Source organism: Rhizobium sp. NPDC092011, assembly GCF_044756305.1.
Lineage (GTDB): Bacteria > Pseudomonadota > Alphaproteobacteria > Rhizobiales > Rhizobiaceae > Rhizobium.
On sequence record NZ_JBIVSO010000009.1, the window covers coordinates 1 to 23,116 of the forward strand.

Annotated in this window: 23 protein-coding genes, 1 tRNA gene and 1 riboswitch; of the genes, 10 read left to right on the forward strand and 14 right to left on the reverse strand. The window is 59.7% G+C overall.

The features are described from left to right. Positions 1-18: 18 nt before the first annotated feature. Positions 19-95, forward strand: a tRNA-Met gene (locus ACIQJ2_RS27085). A gap of 194 nt (positions 96-289) precedes the next feature. Here the strand turns inward: ACIQJ2_RS27085 and ACIQJ2_RS27090 are convergent. The 5 genes from ACIQJ2_RS27090 to ACIQJ2_RS27110 all read right to left on the reverse strand — a co-directional run bounded on the left by ACIQJ2_RS27090 (position 290) and on the right by ACIQJ2_RS27110 (position 4,670). Continuing rightward, positions 290-823: a cupin domain-containing protein gene (locus tag ACIQJ2_RS27090; RefSeq protein ID WP_400674778.1), complete on the reverse strand. Its 534-nt coding sequence runs from the start codon at positions 821-823 to the stop codon at positions 290-292. Between the two features lie 74 nt (positions 824-897). Continuing rightward, entirely contained in the window at positions 898-1,956 is a 1,059-nt protein-coding gene (locus ACIQJ2_RS27095) for an ABC transporter ATP-binding protein (RefSeq protein ID WP_400674780.1), read from the reverse strand. Positions 1,957-1,962: 6 nt separating this feature from the next. Next, the gene (locus ACIQJ2_RS27100; RefSeq protein ID WP_210379078.1) at positions 1,963-2,751 is read right to left on the reverse strand and encodes an ABC transporter permease; all 789 of its coding nucleotides are present in this window, start codon (positions 2,749-2,751) and stop codon (positions 1,963-1,965) included. A 2-nt stretch (positions 2,752-2,753) separates the two neighbouring features. Further along, on the reverse strand, positions 2,754-3,578 hold the full coding sequence (locus ACIQJ2_RS27105; RefSeq protein WP_199150113.1) for an ABC transporter permease: 825 nt from the start codon (positions 3,576-3,578) through the stop codon (positions 2,754-2,756). Positions 3,579-3,632: 54 nt separating this feature from the next. Next, a complete protein-coding gene (locus ACIQJ2_RS27110) occupies positions 3,633-4,670 on the reverse strand; it encodes an ABC transporter substrate-binding protein (protein ID WP_400674783.1) in 1,038 nt (345 codons plus the stop codon). 267 nt (positions 4,671-4,937) lie between these two features. Here ACIQJ2_RS27110 and ACIQJ2_RS27115 point away from each other — a divergent pair, with 267 nt between their 5' ends. From ACIQJ2_RS27115 to ACIQJ2_RS27135, 5 genes are all read left to right on the forward strand, one after another. Then, a complete protein-coding gene (locus ACIQJ2_RS27115) occupies positions 4,938-6,821 on the forward strand; it encodes an adenine deaminase (RefSeq protein WP_400674785.1) in 1,884 nt (627 codons plus the stop codon). A 333-nt stretch (positions 6,822-7,154) separates the two neighbouring features. After that, positions 7,155-8,000, forward strand: coding sequence for a sugar phosphate isomerase/epimerase family protein (locus ACIQJ2_RS27120; RefSeq protein ID WP_400674787.1), 846 nt, complete (start codon positions 7,155-7,157; stop codon positions 7,998-8,000). 337 nt (positions 8,001-8,337) lie between these two features. After that, positions 8,338-9,126, forward strand: coding sequence for an EAL domain-containing protein (locus tag ACIQJ2_RS27125; protein ID WP_400674789.1), 789 nt, complete (start codon positions 8,338-8,340; stop codon positions 9,124-9,126). Between the two features lie 112 nt (positions 9,127-9,238). Further along, complete coding sequence (locus ACIQJ2_RS27130) at positions 9,239-9,829, forward strand: helix-turn-helix domain-containing protein (RefSeq protein ID WP_400674791.1); 591 nt, start codon at positions 9,239-9,241, stop codon at positions 9,827-9,829. A 170-nt stretch (positions 9,830-9,999) separates the two neighbouring features. Then, positions 10,000-10,452 carry a MucR family transcriptional regulator gene (locus ACIQJ2_RS27135; protein ID WP_400674793.1) on the forward strand — a complete coding sequence of 151 codons (453 nt, stop codon included), beginning with the start codon at positions 10,000-10,002 and terminating at the stop codon, positions 10,450-10,452. A 177-nt stretch (positions 10,453-10,629) separates the two neighbouring features. On the opposite strand, the gene ACIQJ2_RS27140 is transcribed toward ACIQJ2_RS27135, so the two are convergent. Further along, the gene (locus ACIQJ2_RS27140; RefSeq protein ID WP_199150108.1) at positions 10,630-12,237 is read right to left on the reverse strand and encodes an inorganic phosphate transporter; all 1,608 of its coding nucleotides are present in this window, start codon (positions 12,235-12,237) and stop codon (positions 10,630-10,632) included. A 262-nt stretch (positions 12,238-12,499) separates the two neighbouring features. Between ACIQJ2_RS27140 and ACIQJ2_RS27145 the strand changes: the two genes are divergently transcribed. Beyond that, entirely contained in the window at positions 12,500-12,841 is a 342-nt protein-coding gene (locus ACIQJ2_RS27145; protein ID WP_400674796.1) for a GCG_CRPN prefix-to-repeats domain-containing protein, read from the forward strand. A gap of 54 nt (positions 12,842-12,895) precedes the next feature. Here the strand turns inward: ACIQJ2_RS27145 and ACIQJ2_RS27150 are convergent, their stop codons facing one another. The 3 genes from ACIQJ2_RS27150 to ACIQJ2_RS27160 are packed head-to-tail and all read right to left on the reverse strand — an operon-like array spanning position 12,896 to position 14,522. Then, positions 12,896-13,555 carry a hypothetical protein gene (locus tag ACIQJ2_RS27150; protein WP_400674798.1) on the reverse strand — a complete coding sequence of 220 codons (660 nt, stop codon included), beginning with the start codon at positions 13,553-13,555 and terminating at the stop codon, positions 12,896-12,898. Between the two features lies 1 nt (position 13,556). Then, positions 13,557-14,300 carry a CbtA family protein gene (locus tag ACIQJ2_RS27155; RefSeq protein ID WP_400674801.1) on the reverse strand — a complete coding sequence of 248 codons (744 nt, stop codon included), beginning with the start codon at positions 14,298-14,300 and terminating at the stop codon, positions 13,557-13,559. A 12-nt stretch (positions 14,301-14,312) separates the two neighbouring features. Next, positions 14,313-14,522 carry a CbtB-domain containing protein gene (locus ACIQJ2_RS27160; protein ID WP_199150104.1) on the reverse strand — a complete coding sequence of 70 codons (210 nt, stop codon included), beginning with the start codon at positions 14,520-14,522 and terminating at the stop codon, positions 14,313-14,315. A gap of 57 nt (positions 14,523-14,579) precedes the next feature. Next, positions 14,580-14,652: riboswitch (cobalamin riboswitch) on the reverse strand. Positions 14,653-14,845: 193 nt separating this feature from the next. Here ACIQJ2_RS27160 and ACIQJ2_RS27165 point away from each other — a divergent pair. After that, on the forward strand, positions 14,846-15,406 hold the full coding sequence (locus tag ACIQJ2_RS27165) for a sugar O-acetyltransferase (protein ID WP_400674803.1): 561 nt from the start codon (positions 14,846-14,848) through the stop codon (positions 15,404-15,406). Between the two features lie 82 nt (positions 15,407-15,488). Continuing rightward, a complete protein-coding gene (locus ACIQJ2_RS27170; RefSeq protein WP_400674805.1) occupies positions 15,489-16,100 on the forward strand; it encodes a histidine phosphatase family protein in 612 nt (203 codons plus the stop codon). 118 nt (positions 16,101-16,218) lie between these two features. Here the strand turns inward: ACIQJ2_RS27170 and ACIQJ2_RS27175 are convergent, their stop codons facing one another. The 5 genes from ACIQJ2_RS27175 to cyoA form a co-directional block, all read right to left on the reverse strand. After that, positions 16,219-16,983, reverse strand: a complete 765-nt coding sequence (locus ACIQJ2_RS27175) for an SURF1 family protein (protein ID WP_400674807.1) — start codon at positions 16,981-16,983, stop codon at positions 16,219-16,221. A 190-nt stretch (positions 16,984-17,173) separates the two neighbouring features. After that, positions 17,174-17,581 carry a cytochrome o ubiquinol oxidase subunit IV gene (cyoD, locus tag ACIQJ2_RS27180; protein ID WP_199095201.1) on the reverse strand — a complete coding sequence of 136 codons (408 nt, stop codon included), beginning with the start codon at positions 17,579-17,581 and terminating at the stop codon, positions 17,174-17,176. Then, entirely contained in the window at positions 17,578-18,207 is a 630-nt protein-coding gene (gene cyoC / locus ACIQJ2_RS27185) for a cytochrome o ubiquinol oxidase subunit III (protein WP_199151047.1), read from the reverse strand. The genes cyoD and cyoC overlap by 4 nt, the downstream gene beginning before the upstream one ends. 4 nt (positions 18,208-18,211) lie before the next feature. After that, positions 18,212-20,215, reverse strand: a complete 2,004-nt coding sequence (gene cyoB, locus ACIQJ2_RS27190) for a cytochrome o ubiquinol oxidase subunit I (RefSeq protein WP_199151046.1) — start codon at positions 20,213-20,215, stop codon at positions 18,212-18,214. Positions 20,216-20,261: 46 nt separating this feature from the next. Further along, positions 20,262-21,380, reverse strand: coding sequence for a ubiquinol oxidase subunit II (gene cyoA, locus ACIQJ2_RS27195; RefSeq protein WP_400674811.1), 1,119 nt, complete (start codon positions 21,378-21,380; stop codon positions 20,262-20,264). A gap of 390 nt (positions 21,381-21,770) precedes the next feature. Between cyoA and ACIQJ2_RS27200 the strand changes: the two genes are divergently transcribed. Continuing rightward, on the forward strand, positions 21,771-23,108 hold the full coding sequence (locus ACIQJ2_RS27200; RefSeq protein ID WP_199151044.1) for an MFS transporter: 1,338 nt from the start codon (positions 21,771-21,773) through the stop codon (positions 23,106-23,108). Positions 23,109-23,116 lie beyond the last annotated feature (8 nt).

Here is a 23,116-nt window from a genome sequence, read left to right on the forward strand (position 1 = left end):
CCTCCGGATTTGCGCTGGCGCGGGGTGGAGCAGCCCGGTAGCTCGTCAGGCTCATAACCTGAAGGCCGCAGGTTCAAATCCTGCCCCCGCAACCAATAATCCCCCAATACAATACATAGCGCTACCAAAGCCAGAACAGCCGCCTGCGGATCATAATCCAACCCTCGTAAACAAAGAGGCCGCGGAGGCTGACGTAACCTCAATCTAGATGATCAAAGCCCGCTCCAAGCAGGCGTTTGCATTTGATAACAGCTGAGGAGCTTAACCCCGCTCAGGGCTGATGCCCGGTTCAGGTTTTCACCATCTCCGTCCGATATCGAGGCAGAAGGCTTGCGACCAGCTTGCCCTTTTCAGCCAGTTCATCGGTGGTTTGCGTCGGCGGCGGTGATGCGCGGCTTTCGACAACAAAGCCCACCGCCGCGAAGAATTCTTCTTGTCCTGCCGGTGCGCACATGCACAGCATGCGCGCGGTCTTGTCCGATACATTCCTGAAGGCATGCGGTGCATTGGCCGGTACGTTGATGGTTAGTCCTGCCCGGACGATCTGCGTCTCTCCGCGAAAGGTGAATTCGAGTTCGCCGTCGAGCAAGGAAAACATCTCCTCGAAATCGTGCCTATGCAGCGGCGGACCGCCTCCGGCGGGCACGAGCATTTCGATCAGGCAATAGCGTCCATTCGTTTCGGCACCGGATACGAGGATCGTATATATGCCGCCGGCAACGGATACGTGGCGCGTGTCAAGCCCGTCCGGATCAACGATGGTCAACGATCGATTGAGATCATCTGCAGGAATGGGCTGATGTGTCTGGACATCCGTATTCATCTGGCGCCTCCCGGCTGATTGTCAGCCAAACCGAAAGGCCCATTCCAGCAAACAAACTGCGACAGCTTATGCCGTTATTTTTCCGGGGTAAGAATGCAGCATTGTTCCGGCACGGGCGCGAGCACCGCAGCACTGCCCGCCGCTAACGGTTCGGACAGTGCGCCGTTGGCGACAATATCGCCAGCCGGCGTCGTGCACTGATATTGATAGGCACGTCCGAGATAGGTTCGTGTCCCAAGTACCGCAGACAGGCCATCACCTTCCCGCTGCACAGAGAGCCCGTCGGCGCGGCAGCCGAGGACAAAACTGTCGGGAATAGGACCGAAGTCTTCCTGTGAAAGCGCGATCCTCGCGCCGCCAGCGCCTTCCGCCGTCACCAGGGCGCCTTCCCGTTGGACGGCCCGTAGCGGCAGCAGGTTCTCGAAGCCGACGAAACGGGCGACAAAACTGTTGGCTGGTTTGCGGTAAAGAACCTCCGGCGTATCGAGCTGCATGATGCGGCCGGCATTCATGATGGCGACGCGATCGGAGATCGAGAAAGCTTCTTCCTGATCATGCGTTACGTAGAGTGAGGTCGTGCCGTTGGCGCGCTGCAGCTGCCGGATTTCAACGCGCATGTCGACCCTGAGCTTGGCGTCGAGATTGGAAAGCGGTTCGTCGAACATCAGCAGCGGCGGCTCGATGACGAGCGCCCGGGCAAGCGCCACGCGCTGCTTCTGGCCGCCCGACAATGCGCCCGGCAAGCGATCGCCGAGGCCGGAAAGGCCGACGCGTTCCAACATGGCTCCCGCCTTCTGCTGGCGTTCCTGGGTTGCCATCCGACGCTGCTTGAGGCCGAAAGCGACGTTTTCCAGCACAGTCAGATGCGGAAACAGCGCATAATTCTGGAATACCAAGCCGATATCCCTGGCATGTGCCGGCAGTGTCGTCAGATCTCGATCGCCCAGTTTGATCGTGCCGCCCGTCGGCTGCAGGAAGCCGGCCACAAGCCGCAGCGTCGTCGTCTTGCCGCAGCCGCTCGAGCCGAGCAGCGAGACCAGCTCACCGGCGCCGACGGAGAGCGAGAGATCCTGCAATACGGTCGTCTTCCCGTAATGAGCGCTGATGGAGTTTATAGAGAGCGATACGGTCACGGGCAGCTACTTTGTCAAGAAGGTGAGACCCAGGGTGGCTTCGACGATCGCCATGACGGCGACGGTCACGAGCATCAGCAGCACGGAAACCGAGGCGATGGTCGGGTCGAAGAACTGTTCCATATGAGCCAGGATCTGGATTGGAAGGGTGGAGATGCCAGGCCCGGTCAGGAAGACCGAGACCGAGACATCGTTGATGGAGGTGATGAAGGCGAGGATGAAGGCGGCGATGACGCCGGCGCGGATATTCGGCAGCACCACCGTCAGGAAGGTCTTCAAGGGCGGGCAGCCGAGGCTGATGGCAGCTTCCTCGATCGAGAAGTCGAAGCTCGCGAGGCTGGCGCTGACGACACGCACCGAATAGGGCAGCACCAGCAGCGCGTGGCCGATCAAGAGGCTCGGAAAGATCGGCAGGCCGAGCCCGATGGTGATCGATTTCATCAGCGAAAAGCCGAAGACGATTTCCGGAACGAGGATCGGCAGCACGAAGAGTGTCGAAAGCCAGCGCGGCAGCTCCACCCTGTAGCGGCTGATGGCATAGGCAGCCGGAATGCCGATCAGCAGGGAAAGCGCCGTTCCGAGGAAGGCGAGCTGCAGGCTGGTGATCGCGGTCGTCCGGAAGGCCTCGATCTGAAAAATATTCGAGAACCAGCGCAGCGTCAGGCCTTGCGGCGGGAAGGTGAGGTAGGTCGTGTCGCTGAAGGCAGCGCCGATGATGATGACGAGCGGCGCCAGCAGAAACAGGAAAATGCAGGCCGTGAGGGCGATCAGTGCGGGATGAACCGATTTTGTCATGATCACACCGCCATCGGATTGAGACGCCGTGCGATGCGGCTCATGATCGCCACGATCCCGATCGTCACGACGACCATGATGGCGGCGATCGTCGAGGCGCCGACCCAGTCGAATGTGACCATGGCGCGCTGATAGAGGAAAGTGCCCATCATCATCTGCTTTTCGCCACCGAGCAGCTGCGGGGTGGCGTAGGAGGTGAAGCTGCCGGTGAAGACCAGCACCGCGCCGACGATGAGGCCCGGCGTGGCAAGCGGCAGGATGACCTGCCGGAATGTCGCGGCCGGTGTTGCGCCGAGTGAGGTTGCAGCCTGAATGAGATCCTGCGGTATGCCTTCAAGCACGCCGACGAGCGTCAGGATCATCAGCGGCACGAAAAGATAGACCATCGCGACGATCACTGAACCCTCCGTATAGAGCATGGAGAGCGGCTCGCTGATGACGCCGATCGATAGCAGGATGGTATTGAGAATGCCGTTCTTGCCCAGAATGATCAGCCAGGCGAAGGAGCGCACAACGACGCCCGTCAGCAGCGGGAACACGGCGGCGATGATCATCACGCTCTTGGCGCGGCCCGGCATCTGCGCGATCACATAGGCGGCGATGAAGCCGATGATCAAGGAGATTGTCGTGGTGATCAGCGCTATCTCGATCGTCCTGAAGAGCACCGTGCGACGAAAGCCGCTGGTAAAGAAGGTGATGTAGGGAGAAAACAGGCCCTTCGGCTCACCGAATGTCGCCGCGATCGTGATGATCACCGGGACGAGCAGGAACAGCGTCACGGCGATAATGGCCGGCGCAGTCAAACCCCATTTTGCAAGATGCTTCATCAGAAGAATTCCATAAGAGTGCCGCGGGGCGGATTGCGCTGCGGCACGTCTTCATTACATGCCGAAGATCTCGTTCCAGCGATCGATCCAGTCCGATTGTGCTTCGTTCAGCTTCTGATAGTCGATCCGGCTGAGCTTGGCGATCATGTCGGCGCCATAGGTCCAGAGCTTGGCCTTCTCGGGCGAGAGCTCGACCTTGGTGGAGACCGGTGCATCGACGCCTTGTTCGGCCTCCGCCTGCTGCACGTCCTTGGACAGGACGAAGTTGATGAACTGATGCGCAAGCTCGACATTCTCCGAGCCTTTCGGAATGTTGACCGTGTTGAGGGTGGCGATATCGCCTTCCTTAAGGTCGGCCCAACCCATCGTCGGAACGGCCGCGCGCATCGATGTCAGAACGAAGTCTTGCGCCAGCGCCACCTTGACCTCACCCGTCGAGATCAGGTTCACCAACTCGGAGCCGGTGTTGTAGTTCTTGACGACATTCGGCTTCAGTGCCGCGATGGCTTCGAAGGCCTTGTCGGCATCCGAGTAGGCATCGACACCGGCATGTTTGCCGGCTTCCAAAACCGTCAGCGGGCCCGCAGTGGTGGTTATGCCCGGAAGCGAGACGGCGCTCTTCAGGTCGCTGCGCCAGAGATCGTTCCAGGAGGTGATCGGCGGATTGACCTTCGCCGTATCGTAGACGATTCCCACGCGGCCGATCGTATAGGCGGGGCCGTAATTGCCCTGCGGCGCCTTGGCGATGTCGTAGAGATCGGCCAGGTTCGGGATCTTGCTGCGATCGATTTCCTGGAAGAGGCCCTGCTGAATGCCGACCTGCGAGTAGCTGTCAGTGAGATAGATGACATCGACACCCTTGCCGCCGCGCAGTTTCAGCTTGTTGAGACGGTCGGCATTGTTGCCGGTTTCGAATACCACGTCGCAGCCGCAGATCTTCTTGAACGGCTCGATGATGTTGGCCTGCATCTTCTCGCCATTGTAGCCCCACCATGAAACGGTGAGCGTCTTTGCCTGGGCGTAAGCCGGCAGAGCGGCAGTCGCAGCAACAATGGCAATGCCCGCGACACGAGCAAGAGAGAGGCCCTTCATTATAGATCCTTTAATCCGAGTAATCCCACAGATGCTTCAAGCTTGCAGGATACTATTTTTCGAGCATCGGCTTTACAAGCCCAACAATTGAGCAGTAGGCAGTTTTTCGGCCTCGAAATCGAGAGGGCGGGTATTTTGGCGCGCATCGGAGCCGGTAATGCAACTCATTGAGATGGTTTGGTTTCCTCCAAGTCGGGCAAGTCGCTTTACACGGCGGACCGCCATCTTTACCCTCGATGGATCGAACTCCCTGCAGGCATGCCAATCATGACATTTCCCACGACAAATCTTCCCGACGATCTGCTTGTCAACGCCGCGGACGAGGTGCTGATCCGCCAGGATCTGACGCTGACCGCGCTTGGCCGCAGCCCCGCCGATCGCTTGCTGCGCGTCGGCCGATTGCTTGACGTGCACAGCCGCACCTGGCTCGAAGATCAGGAAATCGTCATCAAGGGCAGGCGGATCGCCTACGTCGGCCCGGCCGGCAGCTACACCGGCGAGGTCGGCGAACGCCTGCATGAGCCGCATCTTGCAGCTGTTCCCGGTTTCGGCGAGGCGCACAAGCATATCGAAAGCTCGCATCTGACGCCGGAATGGGAAGCCGCCCTTGTCATGCCGCATGGCGTGACATGGACCTGCGAGGCAAGTCATGAGTTTTCCAATGTCAATGGCGCCCGCAATCTGGAATTCTGGTTGGAGGCGCGTCGCCGCGGCTCGCCGATGAAGATATTCCCGCTGCCCGGCTCGGCCGTGCCGCCGACCGCTTATGAATGGGGTGGCGGCCACTTTGGCTATGACGAGCAGAAAGCCTTTCTCGGCGAAAGCCTGATGGTAGCCGGTCTCGACGAGGTCATGGATTGGCCGTCGGTCAGCAATCCGGAGAATCCGGCTTACGACCGGCTCTGGGGCATGATCCGCGCTACGTTCGAGCAGCGCGGCGTTGTTGAGGGGCATGGCGCGGGTCTGCGCGATCTGGCGTCCATCAATGCTTTTGCAGGCGCTGGTCTTGCTTCCGATCACGAAGGCTGGTTCCTCGATGAAATCTGGGAAAAGCTCACTCACGGTCTGTTCATCGAGCTTCGTCCGCATTCCCTGCCGGAGGTTATTCGCGGGCTGATCGAGAAGGGCCTTTCCGACTGGTCGCAGTTCGCTTTCGTCACCGACGATCGCAGTGCTTCCGACACGCTGAAGATTGGCGCGACGGATCATAATGTCCGGCTTGCTATCGAGAACGGGCTGGCGCCTGAGATCGCCATTCAATGCGTGACGATCAATCCCGCCCGCCATATGCGGCTTACGCCCTGGGTAGGCTCGATCGCGCCCGGTCGTTTCGCCGATATCGTGCTTTTGGACGATGTGAAGACATTGTCGATCGCCAAGGTATGGGCGGATGGAAAGCCGGCTTCCGAAGGCAAGACCTTTGTCGGCGTTCGCCCCGAGATCGATTGGCCGGATTGGGCGACGAAGACGGTCCGGATCGATAGGACAGTCTCGGCCGAGGATTTTCGCATCGCTGCCCCGTCGGATGCCGACACAGCGAAAGCAGCGCTTTTGCGGCCGTTCCACTGGGCCGATGATTTCATCACGATGGACCTGCCCGTCCGCGACGGCGCGGTCCAGCGCGATTCCGACCGCAACGTCACCAAATTCGCCATCGTCGATCGTTTCTCCGGCGAAGCCAAGGTCGGCCGCATGTTCTGGCTCGGCACCGGGCCGCGCACGCCCGACACAGCGCTTGGCGCCACGCTCGGTCACGACAAGCACAATATCTGGGTTGTCGGCTCCTCGGACGAGGCCATGGCCATGGTCGTCAACGCGCTCAACGAGCAGCAGGGCGGCTGGGTGCTGGTGTCGGGCGGCAAGGTCATAGCCCGCGTCCACTATGAAGTTGGTGGCCTGATGACCGCGAGATCGGCGGAAGAATTGGATGCCGAGATGCAAAAGCTCTATGAGGCTGGCGCCGGCATCGAGTGGATGTATGAGCCGACATTCTCGCCGCGCTGGTGGCCGGGCTTTCCGGAACGTCTCTCCTTTGCGACGCTGACCTGTGCGCCTTGGCGCTGGGTTCTGGTGGCCCCGTCGGAAAGGGCGCCGGAAGGCTTCGTCAATGTCGCGACCGGAAAAACCCATCCCATCGTCTGGCAGGGATAGCCTTTCCATCTTAAGGGATATCCCGCCTCCACGCTCGAGTTCTTGCTCGGATCGAAAGCGACCAGCATCTGCACCTCGCGGATGCTGACAGAGAGCGTTTCAGTTCTTCTTTGAGTCACGGAAACGCTCCATACTCCTATTCTCTTTCCCATTCATGACAGAAACCGCTGGGCACTTTTCCTGGAAGTGCTCCAATGCCTCTTGACGATCAGGTACGGGTTTATAATTATCCATTTGGTTACTTGTGTCACGCGCCGGCGGCGCGAAAAAGGTGGAGCGCACCTGTTTTTCGAATTCGTCGCGGGCATCGGAAACCAGGCGGAGGAGGCCGTGGTGATTGCCGTTGATAACGATGTGCCACTCGTAATATTGGCATTTTCCACGCTGGGATGTGCGGATCTAGAACTGGATCAGGCGCTTGCCCTGGCAGCGCATCACGGCCTCGACGCTATCGAAATCCGTGCCCTTGGTGGCACGATCGATCTGCCCGCCTATTTCACCGAAAGGTTCGGCTCGCCGTCCGGTCTTGCCAAGGCCCTAGAGCGCGCACCGGTGGGCCTCTGCGCGTTCGACACCTCGCTGCGTCTTGTCGGCGCGACATCGGAATCCAAGGAAGAGTTTCTGCGCTATCTCCCTTGGGCCGAAGCTGCCGGCGTCCGCTCGTTAAGGGTTTTTGACGGCGGTGAAACCGGGGATCAGAGGGAACTCGAAGAGGCCTTGGCGACGCTGCAATGGTGGAGTGAAACAGCCCGCCGAGAAGGGTTCGGCGCGGAGATGACGATCGAGACCCATGATTGTCTGGTAACACCGGATGCGATCGCTCGCTTCTTGGAAGCCGCACCCGATTGCGCGCTGCTTTGGGACACACATCACACATGGCGCAAGGGCGGCCAGGATCCGGCCGAAACCTGGAAGCTGGTTCGGCGCAATACCCGGCATGTTCATGTGAAGGACAGTATTTCCAAAGCCGGGCCGCGATTGCCCTACACCTATGTGTTGCCGGGCAGCGGCGAATTTCCGATGGCGACACTGCGGTCTGTGCTTGCCGCCGACGGCTATGCTGGTGTCGTCAGTCTGGAGTGGGAGAAACTATGGCATGCCGAATTGCCGTCATTGAATTCAGCTCTTGATGCCGCTCGGCAAAACGCGTGGTGGCCGCGCGAAATGCGCGACGGATGACCGGCGAAAATCGTTAATATTTTAGTTGAGTTATATATGACAAGGACGTGCGTCGATTGACTTTTGCAAAGGGTTGCTAGTTAGTGTATTAGCAATAGATAAAGGAAGTCGGCGATGACGTGGCGGCGTCGTGGTTGACTATGGTCTTCTGTGCGATATTTCCAGCTCGATGAAGGGGACCCTAATGATTAGGGTTTGAGGGTGTCTGGAAGATGGATGACGCGGATTTACAGCGCCAGAAATCTGACATTTCGGTGTCCGCCACACTGTTGTCAATCATCGTTGATTGGCTCCGCAGCCGCGCCCCGAGCCCGTTCCCTGCCGATAGGGAAACGCGATGAACGCTAACCTCAGCCATACTGATGAAGGGCATAAGAGCCTGATTTTGAAGGCGATTTCTGAGGGCGGCTTGGGATTTGCGACCCAGTGGATCCACGATGCCGCGAATATTGGAAAGCAGCTTTATGCCGAGAGCCTTGCGCGTGTAACGGAGGCAGACGGAACTGTACACGCAGCCAGCACATTTGTGTCCCTCCTCGAACGGCAGGATCGTTGGTTCGCGCTTGACCTGCGTATTCTCGACATGGTGCTGACGGCTCTCGCCGCCGATCAGACGCTGGTTCTCGGCTGCAATCTTTCTGCTTCCAGCCTCTCTCAACCGGATCGATTCGCCGATATTCTCGGCCGAATCAGCAACCAGGCGGAACTCGCATCCCGGCTTGTGGTGGAGATCACCGAAACCTATCCCCTGGTCGGCGCTGCTATCGAGCGAGTGAAAATAATCCGTTCGCTCGGGTGTCGCGTTGCGATCGACGACTTCGGCACCGGCTTCGCCACACCGGCATCCCTGCTGCAGGTTACCGCCGATATCGTCAAGATCGACGCGGCCTTCCTGCGGGACAACAGGCGGGGTCGCGACGGTCACGATAGCCTTTCCCATCTCGTAGGCTTTGCCGGCTGCCTTGCACCCTACGTCGTCGTTGAAGGCATCGAAACCTGGTCTCACCTCGAAGCGGCCCGCGCGGCGGGTGCTACTCATGTGCAGGGCTTCCTTTTGTCGAAGCCGGTGTCGTCGCCGAAGCTACGCCGACACAAAGGTAAGATCGGCCTGCGGGGGATGGAATGAGCCTCTCCATCATCGTCCGGCCCAGCAAGGTAGCAGCCCTGGTACAGGATGCGAGTGGGACGAAGGCGTTCCGCCCATCGGAGAGCCCTGCATCGCCCGCACGGGTGTTGTCATGATGAGGCAGTCGCTCTTTTCGCCGAGATACGGGGATTTCGGGGCAGGCGCAGCGCGTCAGCTGAAGGCGAAGACGCTGTTGCGCGCCCTGGAGCGACGACTTCGGGACGTGTTGCTTGCCGAGAGCGGATCCCACTCAGCGCAGTTTGTCGATGGGCCCGCGCCTTGTATTCTTGTTCGTGAGGAAGCGGCGGATATCCTGGGACGCGTGACGATAGATGCGGAAAGCGGCCTCTACGTCTTTTGCGAACTTGGAGACGGCGCCAAGGATATCGTCATAACGACGGCGAGCGAGGATCGGCTGCTTGAAGAAGTCCTCCTTCGTTTTCGGGAAGGGCAACCGGCAAGGCAACTCATCGATGAGGCTGTCGGCGTACTCGTCGGTCAGACCGTGCGGGATGTCGAGCGCAAGCTGATCCTTCAGACTCTCCACCACTGCAAAGGAGATCCGACACATACGGCATTCATGCTTGATATGCCGCTCGTTACCCTCTGCAACAAGCTGGCGGCCTATGTTGCCGAATCAGCCAGCGAGCTCTCGCAAATGGCGGCGGAGGCAGGTTTTGGAGCGAGAGGCTATCGATTGTGATCGCGGACGCACCTGATGGGTGCGCATTCTGCCCTCGGTAATGTCCGAGGGATCATGCGCAGGGAAACCTGCGCGACTTGAAACGGTGGGGCATTCGGCAACGGACGCCCTGCTTGAAACGATCGGGCGAGGCGGCGCACGAGGAACCTTATGAGACCCGGGAAAAGATCATGGATTCTTTCAGCGAGAGAAAAATACCCGCCCTGCCACAGATGCATTCATCGTTTGATGGCTGTGTGAAGATCGTTTCGGCCTATGTCAGTCACAACACCATACCGGTCGCCAGTCTTCCAAGGCTGATCAAGGATATTCACGATGCGTTGCATAGCCTGGATGCAGCCCCTGCTGCACCCGAACGGAGCAATCTTGTGCCGGCGGTGGATTTGAAGAAATCGGTGACGAACGAGTACATCGTCTGCCTGGAAGACGGCAAACGCTTCAAGACGCTAAAGCGCCACTTGCGTGTGCACTACGGGCTGACGCCTGAGGAATACCGACAGAAATGGGGCCTGGCTCCCAGCTATCCGATGGTTGCACAGAATTATGCCAACCGGCGTTCCGAGCTGGCAAAGCTCTCCGGCCTCGGTGCCAATGGCAGCAGGAAAGAAACCGTTCGCTCGTGAGTCTACTGCGAGCGCCCCGCCAATTCTGAGGAGGCGAGCCTGCGGATTGTCACTGTATATGGCGTTGTGGCGCCATGTGTGGGGATGCGGCAACAAGAAAAATGGCGCTCTGCAAAGAGCGCCATTTTCATTTCCGCGCTTGCCGGGCGAGCCGGCTGCATCGTTCGAACGGATCGATCAGAAAACCTGACGGAGCACGATGAACAGCACGAAGGCGAGCGCGATCGAGGCCGGCAGCGTCAGGATCCAGGCCATCAGCATGTTGCGCACGGTCGACCATTGCAGGCCGGAACCATTGGCCGCCATGGTGCCGGCGACGCCGGAGGACAAGACGTGCGTAGTCGATACAGGCAGGCCGAGGTGGTCGGCAGCGCCGATCGTCAGCATTGCCACAACTTCGGCGGCGGCGCCCTGGCCATAGGTCAGGTGTGTCTTGCCGATCTTCTCGCCGACGGTGACGACGATACGCTTCCAGCCGACCATGGTGCCAAGGCCGAGCGCCAGTGCAACAGCAACCTTTACCCAGAGCGGGATGAACTTGGTCGTGTGATCGACGGCGGCGTGATAATCGGTGACGGCCTTCAGGTCGGCGGCGCTCATCGGCAGCAGCTTCTGCTTGTCGATCAGCTTCAGTGACTCACCGATGAGGTAGATGTCGTTGCGGACGTTGCTGACGAGCCCGTTCGGCAGCTTCTCGACGCTCGGATAGGCCGCAATCGAGGCGCTTGTTGCGTGAATATAGGCCTGCAGTGCCGGCGTAGTGACATCCGACCAGGTCTTGCTTTTCACGGCGGCGCTGACGGCAGCCTTCGGATCGGCAGGAGCAGCGACGCCGGGCTTTACATATTTGCCGAGCACCGTCTCGACCTGCACGGAGGCAGCCTTGTAGGCGTCGAGATAGTTGATATCGGGGGTGCGGTTCAGCGCGAAGGCAGTCGGTACGAGACCGATGAGAATGAGCATGATCAAGCCCATGCCCTTCTGGCCGTCGTTCGAGCCGTGGGCAAAGCTGACGCCTGTGCAGGTGAAGATCAGCAGGCCGCGGATCCAGATCGGCGGTGGTGCGTTGCCCTTCGGCGCTTCATAAAGTGCCTTGTTGCGGATCAGGACCTTGGCAACCAGCAACAGGATCGCGGCGGCGCCGAAGCCGATGATCGGCGACAGCAGCAGCGACATGCCGACGCTGCTTGCCTGCGACCAGTCGACACCGCTGGTGGCGGAGCCGGCCGGCGCCAGGAACTGGTTGGCGAGGCCGACGCCGATGATGGAACCGACGAGCGTATGGGAGCTCGACGCCGGCAGACCGAGATACCAGGTGCCGAGGTTCCAGATGATGGCAGCGATCAGGAGGGCGAAGACCATGGCGAGGCCCGAACCGGAGCCGACTTGCAGGATCAGCTCGACCGGCAGAAGCGCAAGAATGCCGAAGGCAACCGCACCCGACGATGTCAAAACGCCGAGGAAGTTGAAGAAGCCGGACCAGATGACGGCGAATTCCGCCGGCAGCGAACGGGTGTAGATGACAGTCGCGACGGCATTGGCCGTATCGTGGAAACCGTTGACGAACTCGAAGCCGAGCGCGATGAGCAGCGCGAGGCCGAGCAGGATCCACGGAACCGCCGCTGCCTCGGCAAGATCGCTGCCGAGCGCGTAGCCGACATAGGCGAGACCGCCGAGGACGACGATGCCGAACAGCGGCAGGAACCACTTCGCCGAGCCTGCCGTACCGTGAATTGGGTGATTGGCGTTGCCGCTCTCTGAACTGCTTGAAGCGAGGTCGACCATCTCTAACTCCTTTATGCCAAGTGATATTTCCGGTGTAAGCCTCGTTGATGAAACTCTCGTGACGCGCGAGGACGGCCGAACGCCCTGCATTAGCGCTGGTTCAGCGCGCCTCCGATCGGTCGGGCGTGCGGTTTTCGGCCGGCCGGTTCGCATCGGGCCATCTTGATTTCGCCCAAAAAACACCTTTTTCGGTTCAGCCGACGTTCATACCTTCAGGGGTTAAATCCTGCGTGTTAGGGACTTGGACAGAGGACCATTGAAGATGAGATCGACCGTGATTGCCATTGCCGCATTGCTTGGCGGATTGGCTGTATCGTCGGCAGAAGCAATGCCGATTCCCGCTGTCGGGGCACCGGCCGGAGTAACGACGTCCGGAGCGCCGGTCGTCAATGCGGACTACGCCTGCGGCCGTGGCTGGCATGCCACCCCTTGGGGCGAATGCCGCCCGAACCGCTGGGGTCCGCCGCCGCCGCGTTGGGGCTATCGCAGACCGCCACCGCCGCCACCGTGGGGCTGGCATGGTCACCGCCATCATCGCGATGACTGGCGCGAAGACCGCGGCTGGCGCGGAGACGGCTGGCGCGGCCGCCCGCGTGACTGGTAAAGTGCATATTATTGCCAAGCAGAAAACACCGCCGCTTTCCGCGGCGGTGTTTCTTTAAGGGTGCCTGTTCGTCTGCAACGCGCGTGCCGTCAGCCCCAGGCAGCCGATAATTGCCGCCAGGATCGACAGGATAGCCATGAGACTTTTGGCATGCCCGAGGATGCCGGCAAGCTTCGGCCTTATGAGATCGGCCGTGTTGAAGTTCTCACTGCTGAATTGGCAGAGAACGAGCGACAGATTGTTGCGCACGAGCGTTTCATCGATATCGGAAACGAGATTCCCGGCTTGAGCCTTCTCATCACTCATCGTCCGCATATGCAGCAAGACCGCTTTGGCCGCCGCAAGATAGGCGTGCGAGCATTCGTTGAACGGGCTTTCCTCGTCGCTGACGCTGCCGGGCATCATGCCCCATAGACAATAGGCCCGCTGGATCTGTGTGAAGTTCAGCAGCCGGCGGAAGGTTTCGTCCGTGTCCGATGCTGCCTCTCCGATTGCAACAATCCGCCCATAATAGGGCGCGATGACAGCCATTTCACCATGGGTGAGGCTTGGTATCGGGATGCCAGCCTGGCTTCCGGATGATCCACCGCTGTGGGCTGCAAGCACTGTTGGCCAGATGGAGAGGATGAAGCAAATGGCGGCAAACGGCACACCGCTTCTAATGCGGCCTTTCCCGCGCACGAGTGGGTGCGCGGGATGCGATTGGCGTATCATGTCAGGCCCGGCGCAGCGCCGCGTTGTTGCGATAGCGCGCCTGTGGCAGCTGACGTTCCGCCCACGCTCCGAAGGCGAGCCCGAGCACGGTCCAGAGGATGGCATGCATCCCGAGAGAGGTCAGGCGGAATCGCCAGAGCACGGCTGCCGAGAATTGTTCCGGCACTTCGTTGATCGCCGGAAGCAAGTATTGGATCAGCGTGACGAAGACGATGTAGCCGATGCCGGCGATGATCGCGCCGTTCCATGATCCGTAGCGTGCCGCCAGCCGGCGACCGAAACCGACGGCGACGATCATGCCGACGATGGATGCGAGGATCATGATGAAGAACAGCTCGGTTCTCGCGCCGATCGTGTCGGGATTGCCGACAGCCGGCGGGTTTGCCGGATACTTGATATCGGGAACGAGCGAAATCGTCACGAAAGCGGCGATGGCAAGCAGTGCCGCCGTGCCACGCGCGCCGAGCGGGCTGATGCGACCATAGACGAAGGAGAAGACCAGCGCGAACAATCCGCCGATCGCTGTCGAGAAGATCATGATGCCTGTAAACAGACCGATGCCCGCCTGCGTGGCGCGGCTGACGATTTCCGCTTCCGGCGCCTCACCCGCAGCCTGGGCAGTCTTTTCTTCAAAGCCGATTGCCCAATCGACCAGTGGTTCGCCGAACGTATGGGCGAAGGCGAAAATGAAAATACCAGCGAGGGCCCCGACGATCATGCCGCGGAGCAAAAGACGTCCAACCATGTGCCTGCTCCCTTAGTGGCAGGGGAAACCGAGGAGATGACGGCCGTCATGCACGAACTCGTGCACATACATGCCCGAAATCAGCGAGGTCGCGCCTTCTTCAGCACCGACGAAGTAGATCGCCAGAAGCATCAGCAGGCCGGCGAAGACGGCCCATGGCAGGATTTGGCCGAGCGGTATCGGCTGCGGTATCGCGGACGGTGCGAAAGCGGTATCGGACATTGTTATCCCTCTTGAAGAAAAGCGCGTTCCATTTGCGGAAGGGTTCTTACGGGAAGGGTCTGGCTCTCGAGGGCGAAGTTTTCGTCATCGATTACAGTGGCGCGACCGCGCCGGAATTCCACCGGCTTCCACACCCGTAACTGCAAGTTTATATCTGCCCGCAAAGATGGTTGTCAATCAAGCGCGTGCATGCGTGGCCTCTTTGCTCAACTTCGGAACCAGGTAGATTCCAGCCTTCTGCTTTGCCAGTATGTCCGTCGAATCTCGGTGCGGTTCCGACACTCGAAAAACGGGCTCGAATGCAGCGAAAGGAAAAGCGGTAAATGTCGAATGAGGGTGGCGTGAAGATTATTCACGGTAGGACGCCGGAATCGGCCGCCATGCTGGCAAACGTCAAGCGAGCAATGGCGCTCACCGCCAAGCTCAACCGATTGACCTTCAACGACGCGGACGAAGTGCGAGCCTTGTTCAGCGAACTCATCGGTCGGGAAGTGGACAAGAGTTTGGTCTTGATCCCGCCATTCTACACAGCCGGCGGAAATGAAATTCGTGTCGGCCACAACGTCTTCGTCAATCAGAATTGCACTTTCTATGACCTTGGCGGATTGGATATCGGCGACGATGTGATGATCGGGCCAAACGTGAACATCATCACGGCAGGTCATCCGCTTGAACCTTCGCAGCGCCGCGCCATCACGATTGGGAAACCAATCGTGATCGAGAGGAACGTCTGGATTGCGACCGGCGCAACGATCGTCGGCGGGGTGACGATTGGCGAAAATTCGGTGGTGGCCGCGGGTTCGGTTGTTACAAGGAATGTTCCGCCGAATATGCTTGTCGGAGGAAACCCAGCGCGCGTCATTCGTGCGATCGGCGATCAGTGAAGGCGATGAATACCGGCTACGGAGCAAAGAACACCGCGGAAGCAAGTGCCAAACCGCAACGAGGCATAGGATAGCGAATGTCATGAAGGTGCGTCTGACCTGGATTTGCCACGGTGCCACGGAGGCCAATCGGAAGGGCCGCTTCCCCGACGATGAGCCGCTGGAGGAGAAGGCTGTCCAGCAACTTGGCCCATCTCTTGCTCAGCTCGGCACGGTCGACCGTGTCTGGACGAGCCCGGCACTGCGCGCGCGCCAGACGGCCGCGCTCCTTGGCCTCGACGCGACCCCGGAACCTGAAATGCGCGACTGCGACTATGGCGATTGGCGCGGACGGTCGCTCGCCGAACTTCATGAAAGCGATCCGGAATCCCTCGTATCATGGATGACAGACCCTGCCGCCGCGCCGCATGGCGGTGAATCCCTGTCCTCGGTCATGCGGCGCATCGACGAATGGATGGGACGTCATGTCCATGACGACGGACATACCGTCGTCGTCACCCATGCGAGCGTCATCCGCGCCGCGATCCTGCATGTGCTGCACGCGCCGGCTTCGGCATTTTGGACGATCGATGTGGAACCGTTCGGCCTCGTGGAGATGACCAGCGACGGCAGGCGCTGGCAGCTCCGTTTCCCGCAGATGGCTACAGCATCGGGCCGAAAATCAGAATCGATTTTCGGAAAGCCTGATGCGTAGATTCAAAAAATTAGAGCGACATTTGCGCTTCCGGAAGAAAGCACGGCGCTCTAAGTAGAGTGATACTAGGAGAAGCGCGCAGAGCCTTTCGGGCGGGATCGCGGTCGGAGCGATAGGCTTAACGGCTTGTCTTTGGCCGCCGCCGCTCGAAGTAAATCAGGAAGACGGCCATGCCGAACGTCATTGCCGCCAATCCATACCAAGTGATGGCATAGACGAGGTGGCTGTTGTGAAAGGCGATTTGCGTCAGCCCTCCCACGGGCAGGTCACCGGGATTCTTCGTATCGTCCGCATCGATGAAGTAGGGTGCAACGTTCTGCAGGCCGCGAGCCGCGGCAATTGCCGTCACGTCGCGCGAATACCAGCGTTCATCCGCGGGAACATTGGAGCGCAGTAGCGTGCCCTGGGGCTCGTTGATCCGCAGCAGTCCCGTGACTGTCGTTTCCGAACCGATCTGGCCGGTAGGGCGTGTCGTCGGATTGCGCTTGTCGGTCGGCACGAAGCCGCGATTGACGATAGTAGTCGTGCCATCGGCCTGCTTCAGCGGCGTCAGCACCCAATAGCCGGCGCCGAGTACCGTCGAGGCATAGACCTGCACTTCCTTGTCGTTGAGGAAGATGCCGCTCGCCTGCACATGTTTGTATTCGGAATTCTCGGCGGTGATATCAGCCCATTGCGCAGGGCCGGGCGCTGGTACAGCCGCAGCATGCACGCGCGAATCGACCCTGGCGATCAGATCGAGCTTCCAATGCAGCCGCTTGACCTGCCATGTGCCGAGCCCGATGAGCAGGGCTGTGAGGAGCAGAAGCAGGAACACCCAGATGGCAAGGCCAATCGTCGAGCGCGGCTTGCCTTGCGATGCAATCGAGGAAATGTCGGTCATGGCGCTGGTCTCCGGGGACGCGCTGCCGCATGATTTCGGAAGGGTCTGTTTTCGCCCCTTCAGATCACGCGTGGTCTTTGAAGAGTTCGGCCGCGATGTCAGGCGTTCTGAAGAATGCGTCGCGCGGCGTCCGACCAATATCTCTAGCCGGGGGAGGGTGGGCCTTCGGCTGAAGGCCCACCGCTTGGTCTTATGGCATGTTGCGCATCATCTCGGGCGACATGGGCATCATGTTCGCGTTGAGGTGATGCATGACCCAGAGCGAGCCGGACAGTGCGATGATGACGAGGACGATCGTGAAGATCAGTGCCATCATGTTCCAGCCGCCTTCCGAGCGGGTGTTCATGTGCAGGAAGTAGATCATGTGCACGATGATCTGGATCGCGCCGAGGATCATGACGATCGCCCCGGTAACGGCCGGATCTGAGAAGACCTTCCCCATGACCAGCCAGAAGGGGATGGCCGTCAGAATGACGGAGAGGATGAACCCCGTCATGTAGCTCTTGTAGGTGCCGTGAGAAGCCTCGTGGCCGCCATGGTGGTGGTCGTGGCCGTGAGCGTCGCCGGAATGATGCGAATGATTTGCGTTCGAGCTCATCCGAGAACTCCCATGAGGTAGACGAGGGAAAACACGCCGATCCAGACGACGTCGAGGAAGTGCCAGAACATCGAAAGGCACATCAGGCGACGCTTGTTTTCGGCGATCAGGCCGTAGCGGCCAACCTGTACCATCAGCGTGATCAGCCAGACGATACCGGTGGTGACGTGCAGACCGTGCGTGCCGACCAGCGTGAAGAAGGCCGACAGGAAGGCGCTGCGCTGCGGGCCGGCGCCGTCGAGGATCAAATGGTAGAACTCATAGAGTTCGAAGAAGATGAACAGGGCGCCGAAGATGCCCGTGATCGTCAGCCACATCAGCGTGCCCGACTTGTTGTCCTTCTCCATCGCCAGCATGGCGAAACCGTAGGTGATGGACGAGAAGAGCAGCATCGCCGTGTTGAGGGCGACGAGCGGCAACTCGAACAGGTCGGCCGGCGAAGGACCGGCCGCATAGCTGTGGCCAAGCACGGCATAGGTGGCAAAGAGGACTGCGAAGATCAGGCAGTCGCTCATGATGTAGATCCAGAAGCCCAGCATGGTGCTGCCTTCCGGGTGATGCTCCTCCTTCAGGTAGAAGGCGGGTGTTTCGCCATCCATGGGAGCGTTTGCGGTATGGGTCGTCATCGTCTTACACCTGTCCTGCCAGCTGCTTCGTACGCTCGTTCTCGGTCTTCACGACCTCGTCGGCGGGAATGTGGTAGTCACGCTTGTAGTTGAAGGTATGGCCGATCGTAATGGCGATCATCGCGACGAAGGTGATGGCGGCGAGCCACCACATGTACCAGATCATCCCGAAGGCGAAGCCGATCGAGAGAACGCCGAGGATGACGCCCGTGCCCGTGTTCTTCGGCATATGGATCGGGATGAAGCCTTCGGTCGGACGCTTGTAGCCACGGTTCTTCATGTCCCACCACGCATCGTGATCGTAGACGATCGGCGTGAAGGCGAAGTTGTAGGCCGGCGGCGGCGACGAGGTCGACCATTCCAGCGTACGGCCGTTCCAGGGGTCGCCGGTGTGATCGCGCAGCTCTTCGCGTTTCATGAAGCTGACGACGAGCTGGATCAGGAAGCAGGCGATGCCGATGGCGATCATGCCGGCGCCGACCGCCGCGATCACGAACCAGATCTGCAACGAGGGATCGTCGAACTGGCTGACGCGCCGGGTAACGCCCATCAGGCCGAGGATGTAGAGCGGCATGAAGGCGAACCAGAAGCCGATCTGCCAGAACCAGAAGCTCATCTTGCCCCAGAACGGGTCGAGCTTGAAACCGAAAGCCTTCGGGAACCAGTAGTTGACGCCCGCGAACATGCCGAAGAGCACGCCGCCGATGATCACGTTATGGAAGTGGGCGATCAGGAACAGCGAGTTGTGCAGCACGAAGTCGGCCGGCGGGATTGCCAGCATGACGCCGGTCATGCCGCCGATGGTGAAGGTCACCATGAAGCCGACGGTCCACAGCATCGGCACTTCGTAGCGGATGCGGCCGTGATACATCGTGAACAGCCAGTTGAAGAGCTTCGCACCCGTCGGGATCGAGATGATCATCGTCGTGATGCCGAAGAAGGAGTTGACGCTGGCGCCCGAGCCCATGGTGAAAAAGTGGTGCAGCCAGACGAGGTAGGAGAGGATCATGATCACGCAGGTGGCGTAAACCATCGACGCGTAACCGAAGAGGCGCTTGCCGCAGAACGTGGCGACGACTTCCGAGAACACGCCGAAGGCCGGCAGGATCAGGATGTAGACTTCCGGGTGGCCCCAGATCCAGATGAGGTTGACATACATCATCGGATTGCCGCCGAGGTCGTTCGTGAAGAAGTTCGTGCCGGCGTAGCGATCAAGGGTCAAAAGGGCGAGCGTTGCGGTCAGGATCGGGAAAGATGCAACGATCAGGATGTTGGTGCAGAGCGACGTCCAGGTGAAGACGGGCATCTTCATGAAGGTCATGCCCGGCGCGCGCATCTTGACAATGGTGGCGATCAGGTTGATGCCTGAAAGCGTCGTTCCGATACCCGCGACCTGCAGGCCCCAGATATAATAGTCGACGCCGACATCGGGACTATAGGCAATGCCGGAAAGCGGCGGGTAGGCGAGCCAGCCGGTCTTGGCGAATTCGCCGATGAAGAGCGAAATCATGATGATGATCGCGCCTGCCGTCGTCATCCAGAACGAGAAGTTGTTCAGGAACGGGAAGGAGACGTCGCGGGCGCCGATCTGCAGCGGAACGACAAGGTTCATCAGACCGGTCACGAAAGGCATCGCCACGAAGAAGATCATGATGACGCCGTGGGCGGTGAAAACCTGGTCGTAGTGGTGCGGCGGCAGGTAGCCTTCGGAACCGTTGAAGGCGATCGCCTGCTGAAGGCGCATCATCAGCGCGTCAGAAAAGCCGCGCAGCAACATGATCAGCGCGAGCACGACATACATGATGCCGATCTTCTTGTGGTCGATGCTGGTGAGCCACTCTTTCCAGAGATAGCCCCATACGCGGAAGTAGGTCAGCACGGCGAGCAGAGCGATGCCGCCGAGCGCGACGGCAGTGAAGGTCGCGACGAGGATCGGCTCGTGATACGGGATCTGATCGAGCGTTAGCCGACCGAAGATGAATTTATAGAGGTCCGGGTTGGAAAACATGGATTGCCTCTGTCCTTATAAATGTCTTGTTACTAAGCGCACCGGATCAATGACCCTGGTGCTGCGCCGAACCGGTCGACGAATCGGAAGAAGAGCCGTTGCCCATATCCATGCCCTGCATCGAATTGTCTCCGTGCTGCATGGTATGGCCGGCGCCGCCTTCGGCCTTGACGGGAGTGACTGAAGCCGGGCCGCCATCGCGATTGTCGTAGATCAGGCGCTCGCGGTTTTCGTGGCTTTCCTTGCCGCCGCCGCCCTTGGCGTCGATATGCATCATTTCGTTCATGCACATTTTGCTCGGATCGGCGCACATATTGAGGATGGCATTGTAGAGACCATCGTCCACGGCATTGAAGTAGCGGACCGGCTCGCGCTCACTCGGCTTGGCGAGAGCGAGGTATTCCGGACGGCCGAGGGCTGTGCCCTGGCTCTTGGCCTTCTGGATCCACTGGTCGAAATCGGCCTGATTGAAGCCGTGGAACTTGAAGCGCATGTGCGAGAAGCCGGCGCCGCTGTAGTTGGCGGACAGGCCCTGGAATTCGCCGGGATGGTTGATGACGGCGTGCAGTTTCGTCTCCATGCCGGGCATGGCGTAGATCTGGCCGGCCAGCGCCGGGATGAAGAAGGAATTCATCACCGCGGATGCCGTGATCTTGAAGTTGATCGGGCGGTCGACCGGAGCTGCCATCTCGTTGACGGTGGCGATGCCGTATTCCGGATAGAAGAAGAGCCATTTCCAGTCGAGCGCGACCACTTCGACGGTCAGCGGCTTCACATCGGCGCTGAGCGGCTTGTCGGCGGCGATACGGTCGAGAGGACGATAGGGGTCGAGCTGATGGGTGCTGATCCAGGTCACCGCACCGAGGGCGATGATGATGGCCAGCGGAGCGGACCAGATGACCAGCTCCAGACGCGTCGAATGATGCCATTCCGGCTCGTAGGTCGCTTCCTTGTTGGACTGGCGGTATTTCCAGGCGAAATACAGCGTCAGGAAGATCACCGGGATGATGATGATGAGCATCAGCACGACCGAAATGATGATGAGGTCTCGCTGCTGCATGGCGATATCGCCGGATGGATCCATCACCACCAAATTGCAGCCGGATAGCAGCAAGAACAATGGGATGACGGACAAACGGCTGAAAATCTTGAATAGTCTTAGCACGTCTTAAAGCTCTTTTTGTTTCGACCCTACCGCGACTAAAGGACGGTGGTCATGAACGATATGAGGTGTTTCGTCGCACCGCAGCAAATGCGCGTGCAATGCGGTATGGAATGCGGTCCCACCTATCGGGAAAACCTAGCAAAATCCAGAAGGTTTTCCGTCGATCATGCGCTTTTATGCGAGCTAATATACCCGGATCGGAACAAATGGCCACAGGCCGTCTTTTCCCCATGCGTGACCAGCGGCGACGGAGGCTGGAAACGGCAGGTTTGATCGCTAATTTGCGAATTATTTCATGTCTGACACTTGATATGTTCGCACGTTTGATAAACATTTTGATTATGCACGAATTCGTGGAGGAGTTCGTGCTCGGAGAGGGAGGCTCCCTACATGGTCAGCGTGACACATGAAACACTAAACCCCACATCTTCAACGCTTGAAAGCGATGCCCGCAGCATGCATGCCGGCGGCTCCGTCGCTCCAGGCAATATCGCCATCGGCGTGATCATTGGTCGCACGTCCGAGTTTTTCGATTTCTTCGTTTATGCCATCGCCTCGGTTCTGGTCTTCCCGAAGCTGATGTTCCCCTTTGCTGACCCCCTGCATGGAACACTGCTATCCTTCCTGGTGTTCTCGCTTGCATTCATCGCCCGCCCCATCGGCTCGTTCATCTTCATGGCGATCGACCGTAGGTATGGCCGCGGCGTCAAGCTCACCATCGCGCTGTTTCTGCTCGGCGGCTCCACTGCGGCGATGAGCTTCCTGCCCGGCTACTCCGAAGTCGGCGCCTATGCGATCGTTCTGCTCGCGCTCTTCCGAATCGGCCAGGGCCTTGCGCTCGGCGGTGCCTGGGATGGCTTGGCCTCGCTGCTTGCTCTCAATGCCCCGACCAATCGTCGCGGTTGGTATGCGATGATTCCGCAGCTCGGCGCGCCGATCGGCTTCATGCTGGCAAGCGCCCTGTTTGCCTATTTCGTCACGAGCCTAAACACGGCGGACTTCCTCGATTGGGGCTGGCGTTATCCATTCTTCTGCGCCTTCGCCGTCAACGTCGTCGCGCTCTTTGCCCGCCTGCGCCTTGTCGCGACCGAAGAATTCGGCACGCTTCTGGAGCGCCATGAGCTTGAGCCCGTCAAGATGACCGAGCTTCTGCGCCTGCACGGCCGTGATGTGCTGATCGGTGCCTTCGTGCCGCTCGCAAGCTTTGCAACCTTCCATCTGGTGACGGTTTTCCCGCTCAGCTGGGCGACGCTTTATAGCCAGCAAACCACGGCCTCGTTCCTGCTGATGGAATTCCTCGGCGCGATCTGCGGCATTCTCGCCATCATCTGTTCCGGTTTGCTCGCCGACCGGATCGGTCGCCGCAATCAGCTCGCCATCGGCGCGGTGCTGATCGCCTGCTTTGCCTTCGTCGCACCCTGGCTGCTTGACGGCGGAACGACTGGCCGCCACATCTACGTGGTCCTCGGCTTTACGTTGCTCGGACTTTCCTTCGGTCAGGCGGCCGGCGCCAGCGCTTCGCGTTTTACGCAGCGCTATCGCTATAGCGGTTCGGCCCTCGTGTCCGATCTGTCGTGGCTGCTCGGTGCAGGCTTCGCGCCTTTCGTGGCGCTTGCCCTCTCCAGCCAGTTCGGTCTCGTCTATACCAGCCTCTACCTGCTGTCGGGCGTGATCTGCACGCTGGTCGCGATCTTCTTCAGCAAGACGCTGGAAACGCGCGACACCTGAGGCGCATT